This window comes from Microbacterium testaceum, assembly GCF_001476285.1.
Classification (GTDB): domain Bacteria; phylum Actinomycetota; class Actinomycetes; order Actinomycetales; family Microbacteriaceae; genus Microbacterium; species Microbacterium testaceum_B.
This window is the reverse complement of sequence record NZ_LDRU01000080.1, coordinates 1-14,818: the sequence shown is the minus strand read 5'-3', so window position 1 is coordinate 14,818 and position 14,818 is coordinate 1. Positions and strand designations below refer to the sequence as shown.

Genomic DNA, 14,818 nt, shown 5'->3' with positions numbered 1-14,818 from the left:
CGCCGCGCCCGGGCGCGGCGGACGCGGGCGCCGCCGCCCGGCCCTCGGCATCCTGTTCTCGCTCCTGGTGCTCGCGATCGCGATCGCCTGGGCGCTCGTGCCGTGGCTGTTCGCCCCGGGCGACCCGACCGCCGGGATCGGCATGCAGGCCCTGCAGCCGCCGAGCCCGGAACACTGGTTCGGAACGGATGCCACGGGCCGAGACCTCTACACGCGTGTCGTCCACGGGGCATCGCAGTCGCTGCTCGGCGCCGTGATCGCGGTGGGTGTCGGTTTCGTCGCCGGCACGGCGGTCGGCGTCGTCGCGGGCTCGCGTCCGGGGCCCGTGGACGACGTCCTCATGCGCGGCGTCGACGTGCTGCTCGCGATCCCGGGACTCCTGCTGTCGCTCAGCATCATCATCCTGCTCGGGTTCGGCACGGCGAACGCGGCGCTCGCCGTGGGCGTCACCTCGATCGCGGCGTTCGCGCGCCTCGCGCGCTCGCAGGTCGTCAGCGTCCGGGTGAGCGATTTCGTCGAGGCCGCTTACGGCAGCGGCGGCACGTTCTGGACCGTGCTGTGGCGGCACATCCTGCCCAACTCGCTCACCGCGGTGCTCGCGCTCGCCGCCCTGCAGTTCGGATCCGCCGTGCTGCAGATCGCGACGCTCGGCTTCCTCGGGTACGGGGCTCCGCCGCCGACGCCCGAGTGGGGCCTGCTCGTGGCGGAGGGTCGCAACTACATCGCCACGGCGTGGTGGCTCACGACGCTGCCCGGCATCGTGATCGCTCTCGTCGTGCTCTCGGCCAATCGGCTGAGCGGCGCCATCCGCCGAGGAGGATCTTCATGACCGGCTCCCTGCTCGACATCCGCGGACTCACCGTCGACTACGTCACCGACCGCGGACGCCACACGGCCGTCGACGACGTCTCACTCGCCGTCGCGCCGGGGAGCGTCACGGCCCTGGTCGGGGAGTCGGGGTCGGGCAAGTCGACCCTCGGCCAGGCCGTTCTGGGGCTTCTGCCGAACGCCGCGCGGGTGGCATCCGGAAGCATCCGTCTCGGTGAGCTCGAGCTGCTCGGACTGTCCGAGCGACGCCTGCGGGCCCTGCGCGGAGCGCGCATCGGGCTCGTGCCGCAAGACCCGACGGGGTCGCTCAACCCGGTGCGGACGGTCGGCGCGAGCATCGCCGAGACGTTCCGCGTGCACGGCGACCGCGACCACGCGAAGATCCGGCGCCGCGTCCTCGAGCTGCTCGAGCGCGTCGGCATCGACGATCCCGCGACGCGCGCCCGTCAGTTCCCGCACGAGCTGTCGGGCGGTATGAAGCAGCGCGTGCTCATCGCGTCGGCGATCGCCCTCGAACCCGACCTCATCGTCGCCGACGAGCCGACGAGCGCCCTCGATGTCACGGTCCAGAAGACCGTGCTCGACCTCATCGACAGCCTCCGCCGAGAGAGCGGCACGGGCGTGCTGCTCATCACGCACGACCTCGCGGTCGCCGCCGACCGCGCCGATGAGGTCGTCGTCCTGCGCGGCGGGACCGTGCAGGAGACCGGTCGCGCGTCCGAGGTGCTCGCGCACCCCACCGCGGAGTACACGCGGACCCTGCTCGCCGACGCCCCCTCGCTGTCGAGTGTCGTGGAGCGGCGGATTCCGGATGCCGAGACCGCCCGGCCCCTCATCGAGGTGCAGGGTCTGCGTCGGGAGTACGCGCGCCGCGGGGCCGAGCCGTTCGTCGCGGTCGAAGACGTGTCGTTCACCGTCACGGCCGGGACCACCCACGCGCTCGTCGGGGAGTCGGGATCGGGCAAGACGACCACGGGTCGCGCGGTCGCGGGGTTCCAGCGCCCGACCGCGGGGACCGTGCGCGTCGACGGGATCGATGTCACGGCCCTGTCCGGTCGCGGGCTCCGCGACTATCGCCGTGTCGTGCAACTCGTGTACCAGAACCCCCTGGCATCCCTCGATCCGCGTCAACGCGTGGGGCGCGCCATCGAGGAGCCGCTGCGCAACTTCGGTCTCGGGAGCGCGGCCGCTCGCTCGGAACGCGTGCGGCATCAGCTCGAACAGGTGGCCCTCGACCCCGCCCTTGCGTCGCGCTACCCGGCGGAGCTGTCGGGCGGCCAGCGTCAGCGCGTCGCGATCGCGCGGGCGCTCGTGCTCGACCCGCGGGTCGTCGTGCTGGACGAGGCCGTGTCGGCGCTCGACGTGACGGTGCAGGCGCAGATCCTGCGGCTCCTCGCCCGGCTGCAGGAGGATCTGGGTCTGACCTACCTGTTCATCTCGCACGATCTCGCCGTGGTGCGCCAGATCGCGGATACCGTGTCGGTGCTGCGGCGCGGACGACAGGTCGAGACGGGACCGGTCGCGCGCGTGTTCGAACAGCCGCGCAGCGAGGACACCCGGCAGCTGCTCGCGGCCATTCCGGGAACGGCATACAACGATGAGACGGCCCACGAGGCGGGAACGGAGGCGACGCGATGAGCGGCGCGAGACTCGGATTCTTCACACGACTTCTGGATGCCGGAACCGACGGCGAGCGATACCACCGGGCGCTCGCGCAGGTCCGCGCCGCCGAGCAGCACGGGTTCGCCTCACTGTGGGTGGCGCAGCACCACTTCGACCGCGACGAGGGCGGTCTGCCGTCGCCCTTCCCGTTCCTGTCGGCCGCCGCCGTGCAGACGGAGCGCATCGCGCTCGGCACCGGCATCGTGACCCTCCCCATAGACGACCCGATCCGTGTCGCCGAAGACGCCGCGGTGGTCAACGCGCTGAGCGGAGGGCGCGTGCAACTCGGCATCGGCACCGGGGGGACGCCGTCGTCGTTCGCGGCGTTCCAGCGCTCGTCCGACGAGCGCCGCGCGATCCAGGCCGCGCACGTCGAGGTGCTGCGCGACGCGTTCGGCGGGCGTGGCATCCGGGGCACGTCCTCGGTGCTCAATCCCCCGGCTCCCGACCTTGCCGTCCGGCTGTGGCAGGCGACGTTCTCTGTCGAGGGAGGTCGGCGCGCGGGGCTCGACGGCGACGGGCTGCTGCTCTCGCGCACCCAGCCGAAAGAGCCCGGTCAGACGCTGCACGACGTGCAGCTGCCGATCGTCGAGGCCTACCTCGAGGCCCTGCCGTCGGGTGTCGAGCCCCGCATCCTGGCATCGCGCACGGCCGTCGTGGTCGACCCCGCCGATCTCGATGCTGCGTGGCAGGCCGCCGACCCGGGGCTCCGCCGCCTCGCGCGCACCTTCCTCAAACAGGACGGCGCGGGCGACCTGCGCAACATCGCGCGGCTCACCGACACGCACCTCGGCACGGTCGACGAGGTCGTCGCCTCTCTCGAGGCCGACCTCACCCTCGGACGCGCGACCGACGTCGCGTTCCAAGTGCACTCCGTCGATCCCGCGCACGAGATCACCCTGCGGTCGATCGAACTGCTCGCGACAGAGGTCGCGCCGCGACTGGGCCTGCGCACGGGTGCCGAGGCCGCCGACGAACTGCGGAACCTCACCGCACAGACCACAGGAGCACTCGCATGACCGACGTGATCGACCTTCTCGCGGGCCTCTCCGCCGAAGGGCCCCTGGATGCCGTGCGCCACCGCCGCTCGCAGGCGCGCGAGAACGCCCAGCGGAGCTTCGCCGCGCTGCTGGAGCCGACGGACGACCGAGGCTTCACCCTGGCCGAGCGGTACGCGGTCGCGACCTTCGTCGCCGCTGTGCACGGTGACGACGCGGCGGTGCGGTTCTATGGCGACCTGCTCGCCGACGAGGACTCGGACCTTCTCGCGACCGTGCTCCGGGCCGCATCGGCGGGGCTCGGTACCGGCCCTGTGGGGGTCTACCGCGAGCCGGGGCTGTCCGACGAGAGCATTCCCGTCGAGGCATACGGTGTTCCGGATGCTGTCGTCCCCGTCCTCGGCGAGCGGCTCACCGCGGCCCTCGAGCACACGCACCTCCTGGTGTTCCGGCCGCGAGAGAGCTCGGCCGACGCGCTGCGCCGACTCGTCGCCGCGGGGTGGGACGCCGACCAGATCGTCTCGCTCTCGCAGCTCGTGTCGTTCCTCGCGTTCCAGCTCCGTGCGGCGGCGGGGCTGCGTGTCGTGTCGGGGAGCGCGACCCGCGCATGGGCCGCGCCCGAGGTGGTCGCCGCCGGGCAGCCCCACACGACTCCCGCCGAGACCGACCTGGTGACCGAGCACGATGGCATCCATCGTCCGGAGGTCTTCACGCAGGACGGGCTCGGCTGGGTGCCGTGGCTCGCCCCGGTCGAGCGCGAAGAGCTGACGCCCGAGCAGCTCGAGGCCCTGATCGAGCCGGCCCGGGCGGCGATGCCGTACTTCCGACTGCTCGCCCGCGACCCCGCGGCGCTCGAAGCCCGTACGCTCACCGACCTCGACATCTTCACGAACACCGACGGCGGCCTCCCCCGCGCCGCTCGTGAGCTCTCCGCCGCGACCGCATCGCGGCTCAACGGCTGCGTGTTCTGCGCCTCCGTGCACGCGGCCTTCGCGACGCGCGAGTCGGGGCGCCGTGACGACGTGCAGCGCCTGCTCGACGAGGGCGTCGCCGCGGAACTCGGCGACGAGCAGTGGAACGCGGTGGCCGCGGCATCCGCTGCTCTCGCCGCGACTCCCCCGGCGCTGACCGAGACGCACGTCGCCCGCCTGCGTGACGCCGGGCTGGACGACGCCGCGATCGTCGACGCCGTCAACGGCGCCGCGTTCTTCAGCTGGGCGAACCGCCTGATGCTCTCGCTGGGCGAGCCCGAGGTCCCCGCGCGGCGCTGACCCGCGGGCCGGGCCCGCGCCCCGCGCCCGGGCCCCGCGCCGCCCCGCATCGACTGTCCAAGACACGCCGCAACTGCCCCGCGCATAACGGCGTGTCTTGGACACTCGGCGGTCGCGGGGCGCTCAGCGGGGCGCGGGGCTCCCACCCGGCTCAGCGTTCGAGCCCGGCGAGCATCGACGCGGCCCTCGCCGTCTCCTCGCGGAGCGCGTCGGACAGGGCGACCACGGCGGGGATCCGCAGCGAGTCCGCGCGCACGATCATCCAGTACGGCAGGCTCTCGCTGACCTCTTCCGGGAGCAGACGTTCGAGATCGTCGTGCCGGTCGGCCGTGAAGCACGGCAGCATGCCGATCCCGGCACCTGCGCGCGTCGCTTCGACCTGCACCAGGACGTTCGTCGAGCTCACGCCGTCGCGCATGTGCGGCACGACCCGGCGCGGCAGGTCGAGGGCTTCGACCTGCAGCATCGAGTCGACGAAGTACACGAGCCGGTGCCGCTCGAGGTCTTCCACGCGAGCGGGGCGCCCCGCCCGGGCGAGGTACGCGGAAGACGCGTAGAGACCGAGTGTGTACCGCCCCAGCTCGATCGCGTGCCCCCGCGACGACTGCGGTTCGCCCACGACCACTTCGATGTCGAGCCCCGGGTGCAGGGCCGCCCGTCTCTGGGCCGTGACGATCTCGACGGAGAGATCCGGATGCCGCTGACGCAGCGCCGAGACCGCGGGAGCCGCGATGTAGGCGCTGAACCCATCGGTCGCCGACATGCGCACCACACCCGACACGGGGTCGGGCTCGACTCCCCCGCCAGCGAGGTGCGACATCGCCGCCTCGATGCGGCCCGCGGTCTCGACGGCGTGCTGCCCGAGGGTCGTCAGCTCCCAGCCGCGGCCGGACGCCGACACGACGCGGCCGCCCAGGGCGTCCTCGAGCGCGGAGATTCGGCGCGCAACGGTCGTGTGGTCGACGCCTCGCAGCTGTGCCGCGGCGGTATAGCGCCCGGTGCGCGCGACTGCGAGCAGCATCAAGAGGTCGTCGGCGCGCACGGAACTGGCATCCATGTGTGCAATTCTGCACAGCGGGGACGCGGGACTGGGCATTGCCGCTCACAATCCCGCGCCGCAGACTGAACCGCGGATGTCACCGTCGACACCGAAGGAGCAGCATGGAATCCCCCATCACCAGCCGCCGCGGCGCAGCCCCCACCACCCCCATCCGGCGCGTCGTCGCCGCGTCCATGGCCGGCACGGTCGTGGAGTGGTACGAGTTCTTCCTCTACGCCACCGCCGCGAGCCTCGTCTTCGGCACCTTCTTCTTCCCGTCGTCGGGCTCGCCGCTCGACGGGATCATCGCGGCGTTCGTCACCTACGCGGTCGGCTTCGTCGCCCGTCCGCTCGGCGGCATCGTGTTCGGGCAGATCGGTGACCGCTTCGGTCGCAAGCCCACGCTGCAGGCGACGATCGTCATCGTCGGCGCGGCGACCTTCCTGATGGGATGCCTCCCCGGCTTCGCGAGCGTCGGATACTGGGCCCCCGCGATGCTCGTGGCCCTCCGCTTCATCCAGGGCTTCGCCGTCGGCGGAGAGTGGGGCGGCGCCGTCCTCCTCGTGGCGGAGCAGAGCCCGGACAAGCAGCGCGCCTTCTGGTCGAGCTGGCCGCAGGCGGCGGTGCCCGTCGGCAACCTGCTCGCGACGATGGTGCTGCTGGTCACGTCGTTCGTGCTGAGCCCCGCGGCCTTCCTCGACTGGGGCTGGCGTATCGCGTTCTGGCTGTCGGCGGTGATCGTGCTGGTCGGCTTCTACATCCGCACGCACGTCGAAGAGGCGCCGATCTTCCTCGAGGCGAAGGCGCAGGTCGAGAAGGAGAAGGCGACGTCGTTCGGTGTCGTCGAGGTTCTTCGCCGCTACCCGAAGGGTGTCGCGCAGGCGATGGGGGTCCGCTTCGCGGAGAACATCGTCTACTACATCGTCGTGAGCTTCTCGATCGTCTACCTGAAGGTCGTGCATTCCTACGACACGAGCCAGCTCCTGCTCGCGCTGCTCATCGCCCACGTGATCCACTTCGCCGTGATCCCGCCCCTCGGCCGCCTCGCTGACCGCGTCGGGCGTCGTCCGGTCTACCTCGCCGGTGCGATTCTCAGCGCGACCTGGGCCTTCTTCGCCTTCCCGATGTTCGACACGCTCAACCCCGTGCTCATCGTCGCCGCCGTGGCGGTCGGCCTCGTGTTCCACGCCGGCATGTACGCGCCGCAGCCCGCGGTCATGGCCGAGCTCTTCCCGACGCGCATGCGGTACTCGGGCGTCTCGCTCGGCGCCCAGGTCACCGCGATCCTCGCCGGTTCGCTCGCGCCGATCCTCGCGACGCAGTGGCTTCGTGACTTCGGCTCGTGGCTGCCGATCGCGATGTACATCGTCGTGGCGTGCGTCATCACCGCCCTGACCGTGCTGTCGTTGAAGGAAACGCGCGGCATCTCGCTGCACGCCATCGACGCGGCCGACGCGGCGCGTTCGGACCGCCCGGCGAGCAAGGAGACCGCATGAGCATCGACCTGACCGGACGCCGCGCGCTCGTGACCGGGGGAGCGAGCGGCATCGGCGAGGCGGTCGCGCGGAGATTCGCGGATGCCGGAGCCCAGGTGACCGTGGCCGACGTCAACCGCGAAGCCGCCGAGCGCGTGGCGGGGGAGATCGGCGGTCGTGCATGGGGGGTCGACCTCTCCGACACGGTCGCGCTCCGTGAGCTGAGCCTGGACGTCGACATCCTCGTCAACAACGCCGGCATCCAGCACGTCAGCCCGATCGAGCAGTTCGACCCCGAGCGGTTCGCGTTCATGCTGCGGCTGATGCTCGAGGCCCCCTTCCTCCTCATCCGTGCGGCTCTGCCGGGGATGTACGAGCGCGGATTCGGGCGCGTGCTCAACATGTCGAGCGTGCACGGCATACGCGCATCGGCATATAAGTCGGCGTACGTCACGGCAAAGCACGGCCTCGAGGGCCTGTCCAAGACCACGGCGCTCGAGGGTGGCCCCCACGGGGTCACGAGCGTGTGCATCGATCCGGGGTACGTGCGATCGCCGCTCGTTGAGAAACAGCTGGCTGATCAAGCGAAAGCCCACGGCATCCCGGAGAGCGAGGTTTTGGAGAAGGTGCTGCTTCAGGATGCCGCGATCAAGCGACTCGTGGAGCCCGACGAGGTGGCATCCCTCGCTCTCTGGCTCGCGGGTCCCGACGCCGGGATGGTCACGGGCGCGAGCTACACGATGGACGGCGGCTGGTCCGCCCACTGACCGCGCGCGCCGCGCCCCTGCGCCGCCCGCGGCCCCGTGTTGAGTGTCCAGAACACGCCGTAACTCCCGGGCGCATTACGGCGTGTCTTGGACACTCAACGGGAGGCGCGAGCGCGGTCGGTGCGCGGGGGCGACGTGGGTCAGCGGAGGAACACGTCCGAGACGATGCTCACGATCCAGTACCCGACGACGATCACACCGATCGCGACCGTCAGCCACGAGACGCCGCGCTTGAGGCGCCGCCCCTGCGGAGCGACGCCCGCCGGCGGGGGAGTGAGCAGGGGCATGGCGGTCCCGACCGCCCCAGGGCGCGCCGCCGCCGCGGATGCCTGCAGCCGCTCGTCGCGCCACCGTGCCCACTGCGCGACCTTCTCCTCGATGGCCTGGACGGTCGTGAAGAGCCACTCCCACGTCCGCGGGTCGAGGGTCGAGAGGTCGCGCCGCGCGTAGAGGAACAGCCAGTCGTCGACGATCTCGACGTCGAGGGCGGCCGCGTTGTCGACGAAGCGCGCCATGACGTCGGGGGTGAAGAGGTAGAGCGCGTCGCGCTCGTATCCCTCGGGGCAGTAGAGCGCGAAGTGCTTGTCGAAGTCGCCCTCGAGCCCGAGGCGCTGGCCGCGCGTGAACGTGATGGGCAGATTCGAGCCCCCGAACAGACCGTTGTTGCCCACGGCATCCAGGACGATGTGGGGGAGCGGGGTGTCGAGTCGGATCGCGACGTAGGCCCACTTGTGCGTCGTCTCGCTCTTGCCGGAGCCGGTCTTGTACGCGTAGTTCGCCACCTCGATGAACCGCGGACGATATCCGCTCACGACGTCGCTCGCCTCGCGCGAGTGGCCCTGGTCGAAGATCATGCCGGGCAGGGGCGGGTCGTCGACGTCTCCGCGCCATTCGAGCCCGTTCGCGCGGGCGAAGCGGTCCAGCCGGAATCGCCGCTCGGCGCGTCCGTGGAACGCGCGCACGATCGCCACGACGATCAGCGCGATGACCGCGACGAGGAACAGCACGAAGAAGATCGAGACCGGACTGATCGTGTTCGTGCCGGACGCGATCGTCGATACCAGGGCGAGCAGCGTCGGGACCGTGAAGAGCACGATGGCCCCGCCGATGATCGCCAGGACGGCACCCGAGAGCCACCTCGTCCGCAACGCTCCGCTCCGCCGAAGCTGGGCCGTGAACGCGCGCACCTCGGCGCGGTCGACGGGCGCGGTCAGGGGCGTCGGGTCGAACGGGGGAGTTCCGGATGCCACGGGCACACCTTCCTCAGAGGGTCTCGTCGTGCGCGGCCCACGTTACCGAGCCGTGCTCACCCGGCGCCGTACCGCCCGTCAGGGCAGGAACAGGACGGGGAGGAGCAGGAACGCGCCGATCAGGACGAAACCCAGCGCCAGCACGCCACCGATGATCCCGAGCGCCAACCAGGGAACGCCCCGGCGCAGGCGCTGACCCGGGGGAGCGACGCCGGGCGGCGCCGACAGTGGCAGCGGCGCGACGGGGATGGGAGCGGATGCCACGCCTCCCGGCATCCCTCCGCTCGGGGCCGCGAGACCCGGCGCGCCCGGGCCCGCCGCAGCGCCCGCGCCCGGCATAGCGCTCGCCCCCGGCCCCCACGGCACGCCTGGATCGGCGGCCGGCAGCAGCCGGTCGTCGCGCCAGCGCTCCCACTGCGCGAGCTTGTCGAGCAGGGCTGACAGGAGAGAGAACGTCCAGGCCCAGCGCCCGGGGTCGAGGGTCGACATGTCGTCCGACGAGTACAGGAACAGCCAGTCGTCGACGATCTCGACATCGAACACGGCCGCGTTGTCGATGAAACGCGCCATCACGTCGGGGGTGAAGAGATACAGCGCGTCGCGCTCGTACCCCTGCGGGCAGTACAGCCGGAAGTACCGGTCGAAGTCGCCCTCGAGGCTGAGGTGCTGGTCGCGGCCGAACGTGCCGAGTGAGATGGTGTTGCCCGAAGCGTCCAGGACGATGTGGGGGAGGGGCACGTTGAGCTTGATCGCGATGTACCCCCACCGCACGGTCGTCTGGTTCTTCCCGTTGCTCACCGTGTATCGGTAGTTGCCGACCTCGACGAACCGCGGCTCCCGTCCGCGCAGCACGTCGACGGCGGTCCGCCCGCTCCCGCGCGAGAAGATCGAGCCCGGCAGCGGGGGCTCGCTGATCGACGGCACGTACTCCATGCTCACGGCCTGCGCGAAGCGCGCGAGCCGCCAGCGGCGCTCCTGCGCGATGCGGTCGCCGCGCAGCCCGAAGAAGAACGCCCCGACGATCACCCCGACGCACAGCAGCACCGGAAGACCGAACAGGATGCCGATGAAGATCGCACCCTCTTTGAGCACCGACGCGAAGACGATGAGGAAGAACAGCCCGACGAGCGCGAATCCGCCGATGAAGACGAGCATCACGATGTAGACGACGATCGCGGCGACCTTGCCGCCCTCGTTGATGCGACCCTCTCGGCGCAGCCGGGTCGTGAAAGCCTTCGCCGCGGCGGTGTCGACGGGTTCCACCAGAGCGCGTGCGTCGAACGGTCGAATTCCCGGCATCCGTCCCCCCACGGTCGTGACTCGCATCCACGTTACCCAGGACGATTCCGCCGAGCGAGGTGGCATCCGTTAGACTATGAAGGTTGTCTGGCGACGTCCATGCGCGTATAAGCCCACGACGACGTGCAACACACCCTCCTGCTGCCGGGAAATGCCCGTCAGCCGTTCTAGTCCGAAGGAGGTGGGTTAGTGACGCACCAGTACGAACTCATGGTCATCTTCGATCCCGAGGTCGACGAGCGCCAGGTCGCTCCGAAGCTCGACGGATTCCTCAAGGTCATCACGGCCGATGGAGGAACCATCGACAAGGTCGACATCTGGGGCCGCCGTCGTCTCGCCTACGAGATCCGCAAGAAGAACGAGGGCATCTACGCCGTCGTCAACTTCGTCGCGACCAGCGAGGCCACGAACGAGCTCGATCGTCAGCTCAAGCTGAACGAGCAGATCATGCGCACCAAGGTCCTCCGTGCCGAAGAAGCGATCGCTCAGGTCGCCGCCGAAGCCAAGCGTTCCGAAGAGAAGGCCGCCCGCAAGGCCGCCGCTCCCCGCAAGGTCGAGTCCGCCGAGAAGGCTGCGAAGTAACGACGATGGCCGGCGAAACCGTCATCACCGTTGTGGGCAACCTCACGGCCGACCCCGAGCTGCGCTACACGCAGAACGGTCTTCCGGTCGCGAACTTCACCATCGCGTCGACTCCCCGCACGTTCGACCGTCAGGCGAACGAGTGGAAAGACGGCGAGGCGCTGTTCCTGCGTGCCTCGGTGTGGCGCGAATTCGCCGAGCACGTCGCCGGTTCGCTGACGAAGGGCAGCCGTGTCATCGCGACCGGTCGCCTCAAGCAGCGTTCGTACCAGGACCGCGAGGGCAACAACCGCACCTCCATCGAACTCGAAGTCGATGAGATCGGCCCCTCGCTCCGCTACGCGACCGCGCAGGTCACCCGTGCCGCTTCCGGCGGCGGCGGTGGCGGCGGTCAGCGCCCGCAGGTGCAGCAGTCCAACGACGAGCCGTGGTCGACCCCCGGCTCGAACAGCGGCAACAGCGGCGCCGACGCGTGGAGCACTCCTGGTTCCTACGGAGACGACACCCCGTTCTGATCTTCGCCGCGCTCTCGCGAGCACGACGACCCCCTGAAATTCCGGATGCCACACCCCGGTCCGCGTGACCGGCTCGGCATCCGAACCACACGAAAGAAGGAAGCATGGCTGGAAAGGCCACTGGCGACCGCCGCAAGCCGCGGAAGGGCGCGAAGAACGCAGCCCCCGCGAAGGCGATCCGCGTCGGCGTCATCGACTACAAGGACGTCGCAACCCTCCGCAAGTTCATCTCGGAGCGCGGGAAGATCCGCGCCCGTCGTATCACCGGTGTCTCCGTGCAGGAGCAGCGCCTGATCGCCCGCGCCATCAAGAACGCGCGCGAGATGGCTCTCCTGCCCTACGCCGGCGCCGGCCGCTAAGGAGCACCCGATGGCAAAGCTGATTCTCACGAATGAGGTCACCGGGCTCGGTAGCGCCGGTGACGTTGTCGAGGTCAAGAACGGGTACGCCCGCAACTACCTCATCCCGCAGGGCTTCGCCGTGGCTTGGAGCCGCGGTGGCGAGAAGCAGGTCGCGTCGATCCGCGCCGCTCGCGAGGCCCGCGCGATCCACGCGCACGAAGACGCCGTGGCCCTGAAGAACACGCTCGAGTCGAACACGGTCAAGCTGTCGGTCAAGGCCGGCAACGAGGGTCGCCTGTTCGGTTCGGTCAAGCCGGGCGACGTCGCCGACGCCGTCAAGGCCGCAGGGCTCGGCGAGCTCGACAAGCGCAAGATCCAGATCACCTCGGCGATCAAGTCGGTCGGCGAGCACGAGGCGACCGTTCGCCTGCGTGACGACGTCACCGCCGTGATCACCCTCCAGGTGGTCGCCGCGAAGTAATTCGCGACGCACGATTCGGCCCCGCTCCTGCTTCGGCAGGGCGGGGCCTTTTCGCGTACCCGGGGTTTGGGGCGTGGTCTGCGGTTCGGGGCGGGGTGTTCCGCGCCCCAAGGGGAGGAGTGCGCCCCAACCGTGGGAGCGAGCCTCGCGACACACGCCCGTCACACCGCGACCCTAGGCTGACGCCGTGCAAGAGCGTGCCGGTCGAGTCGTCGTGTACTCGGCATCCCTCGTTCTGCCGATCACCGCCCCGCCCATCCGAGGTGGGGCGATCGCCGTGGCGGCGGGGCGCATCCGGCACGTGGGGGAGCGCGAGTGGGTCGTGCACGAGCTGCGCACCCGCGGGATCCCTTTCGACGAGGTGCACTGGTCGGGTGTCCTCACTCCCGGGCTCGTCAACGCGCACGCGCATCTGCAGTACACCGGCATGGCCGAGGTGGGCCGCGGCACGTACGGCGGCTTCGACGACTGGGCGCGCGCGTTCCAGGTCGTGTACGAGACTCCCCACGACTGGGGAGCGGATGCCAGAGCCGGAGCGAACGCGATGATCGCCGCCGGCACCACCGCCGTCGCCGATGTCGTCACCGACGTCGAGGCCGCCTCGGCGCTGCACGACGCTCGTCTGCACGGGATCACCTACTGGGAGGTGATGAGCTGGACCAACGACGCGTGGGCCGAACGAGGCCGCGCGGAGGTCGAAGCGCGCCTCGACGCGCTGCCCTCGCCGCCCGGGACCGGTCTCTCGCCGCACGCGCCGTATTCGCTCGACGTCGAGCCGCTGCTGGAGATCCCGGACATCGTGCGCGAGCGGGGGAGTCGCCTCCACATTCACCTCGGCGAGGCCGCGTTCGAACGGGAGCACGGCGAGGCGGCCCCGTGGCGCGAGCAGCGTCCGGCCAGCTTCCAGGCGCTGCGCGAGCAGGGATTCGGCACCGGGGCGACGGAGTTCGTCGACGAGCTCGGTGTGCTCGGACCCGATTGCCACATCGCGCACGGCGTCTACATGACCGCCCGCGACCGCGCGACGCTCCGCGCGCGGGGGACCACCGTGGCGCTCTGCCCGCGGTCCAATGCCGTCATAGGACTCGACGAGCCGCCGGTGGCCGCGTACCTCGTCGAGGGCAACGCGCTGGCGGTCGGCACGGACTCGCTGTCGTCGTCCCCGTCGCTCGATCTGCTCGCCGATGTCGCCGCGCTGCACCGGCTCGCGCGGGCGCAGGGCTACACCGGTCGCGACCTGTCGGAGCTGCTGCTGCGCGCGGCGACTCTGGGCGGGGCGCACGCGATGGGCCTCGACACCGGTCCCACGCGCACGGGCTACCTCGCGGTGGGGGCGGTGGCGGACCTGGCGTTCTTCGACATCCCGGTGTCGGAGGTGGATGCCACGATCGAACACCTCGTTGTGGCCGGGTCTGCGACCGCGGCCGCGACATTCATCGACGGCGAGGCGCGTTTCACCTCGCCCGCCTTCATCCGCGAGACAGGAGTGCGCGCATGACCGACCGTGATGAGACCGCCGGCGCGGGGGACGACCGCCCGCAGACCGCGCGATTGCTCGACCTCGAGCCGCACCCGGAGGGCGGGTGGTTCCGTCGCATGTGGACGGGGTCGTACGCCGTCGACACCCCCGCGGGTGAGCGACCCGCGGCGACCTGCATCCACTACCTATTGCAGCCCGATGAGCGCAGCGCGTGGCACGTCGTCACGAGCGACGAGGTGTGGCTGTGGCACGGACCCGGTGCGCTCGAACTGTCGCTCGGGGGATCGGGCACCGAGCCGGCCGAGGCGCAGACGATCACGCTGGGCCCCGACCTCGCCGCCGGTCACGTGCTGCAGCACACCGTTCCGGCGGGGGTGTGGCAGGCGGCACGGCCCTCGGGCCACACCGAGGTCGTGGTGAGCTGCCTCGTGTCGCCGGGGTTCAGCTTCGACGATTGGCGCTTGGCCGACTGACAACGTCGGCGCGCTGCACGACACCGGGTTCCGAGCGCGCCACGACACCGGATGCCGCGACAGCGCGTCGGCATCCGGTGTCTTCCGCCGAGGGTCAGTGCCCTCAGCGATTCACGAGAGCGAGCGGCGGCGGCGCAGCAGCACGCCTCCCATCAGCAGCGCGAGCAGGCCGGCGATACCGAGTCCGAGGGCCGTGGAGCCGTCGGTCCCGGTGACCGCGAGCGTCTTCGCGGCGTTCGTCGAGAGCGGCGTCACCGAGCTCGTCGAAGCGACCGAGCCGACGACGGGGGTGCCGCCAGTGATGGTGTGACCCCCGGGGGTTCCCGGCGTTCCGGGGGTGCCGGGCGTTCCGGGGGT

16 protein-coding genes are annotated in these 14,818 nt (G+C 70.8%); 12 read left to right on the top strand and 4 right to left on the bottom strand.

Features of this window, described 5'->3' with window-relative positions; genetic code table 11:
- From NS283_RS13420 to NS283_RS13405, 4 genes are all read left to right on the top strand, one after another.
- Nucleotides 1–829, top strand: an 829-nt coding sequence (locus NS283_RS13420) for an ABC transporter permease (RefSeq protein WP_058597366.1), incomplete at its 5' end; no start/stop codon positions are given.
- Entirely contained in the window at nucleotides 826–2,466 is a 1,641-nt protein-coding gene (locus NS283_RS13415; protein ID WP_058597365.1) for a dipeptide ABC transporter ATP-binding protein, read from the top strand. The genes NS283_RS13420 and NS283_RS13415, both read left to right, overlap by 4 nt.
- Nucleotides 2,463–3,509 (top strand): putative FMN-dependent luciferase-like monooxygenase, encoded by a 1,047-nt coding sequence (locus tag NS283_RS13410; RefSeq protein WP_058597364.1) that lies wholly within the window; start codon nucleotides 2,463–2,465, stop codon nucleotides 3,507–3,509. Before NS283_RS13415 ends, NS283_RS13410 begins: the two co-directional genes overlap by 4 nt.
- The gene (locus NS283_RS13405) at nucleotides 3,506–4,759 is read left to right on the top strand and encodes an alkylhydroperoxidase domain protein (protein WP_058597363.1); all 1,254 of its coding nucleotides are present in this window, start codon (nucleotides 3,506–3,508) and stop codon (nucleotides 4,757–4,759) included. The genes NS283_RS13410 and NS283_RS13405 overlap by 4 nt, the downstream gene beginning before the upstream one ends.
- A 151-nt stretch (nucleotides 4,760–4,910) precedes the next feature.
- Here NS283_RS13405 and NS283_RS13400 read toward each other — a convergent pair whose 3' ends face one another.
- Nucleotides 4,911–5,816, bottom strand: coding sequence for a LysR family transcriptional regulator (locus NS283_RS13400; protein WP_058597362.1), 906 nt, complete (start codon nucleotides 5,814–5,816; stop codon nucleotides 4,911–4,913).
- A gap of 104 nt (nucleotides 5,817–5,920) precedes the next feature.
- Between NS283_RS13400 and NS283_RS13395 the strand changes: the two genes are divergently transcribed.
- Both NS283_RS13395 and NS283_RS13390 read left to right on the top strand, forming a co-directional pair.
- The gene (locus tag NS283_RS13395) at nucleotides 5,921–7,294 is read left to right on the top strand and encodes an MFS transporter (protein WP_058597361.1); all 1,374 of its coding nucleotides are present in this window, start codon (nucleotides 5,921–5,923) and stop codon (nucleotides 7,292–7,294) included.
- Entirely contained in the window at nucleotides 7,291–8,040 is a 750-nt protein-coding gene (locus tag NS283_RS13390) for a 3-hydroxybutyrate dehydrogenase (RefSeq protein ID WP_058597360.1), read from the top strand. Before NS283_RS13395 ends, NS283_RS13390 begins: the two co-directional genes overlap by 4 nt.
- A 140-nt stretch (nucleotides 8,041–8,180) precedes the next feature.
- Here the strand turns inward: NS283_RS13390 and NS283_RS13385 are convergent, their stop codons facing one another.
- Together NS283_RS13385 and NS283_RS13380 are read right to left on the bottom strand one after the other, a co-directional pair.
- On the bottom strand, nucleotides 8,181–9,290 hold the full coding sequence (locus NS283_RS13385; protein WP_346338621.1) for a hypothetical protein: 1,110 nt from the start codon (nucleotides 9,288–9,290) through the stop codon (nucleotides 8,181–8,183).
- Between the two features lie 78 nt (nucleotides 9,291–9,368).
- A complete protein-coding gene (locus tag NS283_RS13380; RefSeq protein ID WP_241492251.1) occupies nucleotides 9,369–10,616 on the bottom strand; it encodes a hypothetical protein in 1,248 nt (415 codons plus the stop codon).
- Nucleotides 10,617–10,778: 162 nt separating this feature from the next.
- On the opposite strand from NS283_RS13380, the gene rpsF reads away from it, so the two are divergent.
- From rpsF to NS283_RS13350, 6 genes are all read left to right on the top strand, one after another.
- Nucleotides 10,779–11,171 (top strand): 30S ribosomal protein S6, encoded by a 393-nt coding sequence (gene rpsF / locus NS283_RS13375; protein WP_013584644.1) that lies wholly within the window; start codon nucleotides 10,779–10,781, stop codon nucleotides 11,169–11,171.
- A gap of 5 nt (nucleotides 11,172–11,176) precedes the next feature.
- Complete coding sequence (locus NS283_RS13370) at nucleotides 11,177–11,686, top strand: single-stranded DNA-binding protein (protein WP_058597357.1); 510 nt, start codon at nucleotides 11,177–11,179, stop codon at nucleotides 11,684–11,686.
- A 104-nt stretch (nucleotides 11,687–11,790) separates the two neighbouring features.
- Nucleotides 11,791–12,045, top strand: a complete 255-nt coding sequence (gene rpsR, locus NS283_RS13365; RefSeq protein ID WP_013584646.1) for a 30S ribosomal protein S18 — start codon at nucleotides 11,791–11,793, stop codon at nucleotides 12,043–12,045.
- Between the two features lie 10 nt (nucleotides 12,046–12,055).
- The gene (gene rplI, locus NS283_RS13360; protein ID WP_058597356.1) at nucleotides 12,056–12,508 is read left to right on the top strand and encodes a 50S ribosomal protein L9; all 453 of its coding nucleotides are present in this window, start codon (nucleotides 12,056–12,058) and stop codon (nucleotides 12,506–12,508) included.
- Between the two features lie 187 nt (nucleotides 12,509–12,695).
- Nucleotides 12,696–14,006 carry an amidohydrolase family protein gene (locus NS283_RS13355; RefSeq protein WP_058597355.1) on the top strand — a complete coding sequence of 437 codons (1,311 nt, stop codon included), beginning with the start codon at nucleotides 12,696–12,698 and terminating at the stop codon, nucleotides 14,004–14,006.
- Entirely contained in the window at nucleotides 14,003–14,461 is a 459-nt protein-coding gene (locus NS283_RS13350) for a cupin domain-containing protein (protein ID WP_058597354.1), read from the top strand. The genes NS283_RS13355 and NS283_RS13350 overlap by 4 nt, the downstream gene beginning before the upstream one ends.
- A gap of 111 nt (nucleotides 14,462–14,572) precedes the next feature.
- Here NS283_RS13350 and NS283_RS13345 read toward each other — a convergent pair.
- On the bottom strand, nucleotides 14,573–14,818 hold a 246-nt coding region (locus tag NS283_RS13345; RefSeq protein ID WP_153003373.1), incomplete at its 5' end, for an LPXTG cell wall anchor domain-containing protein.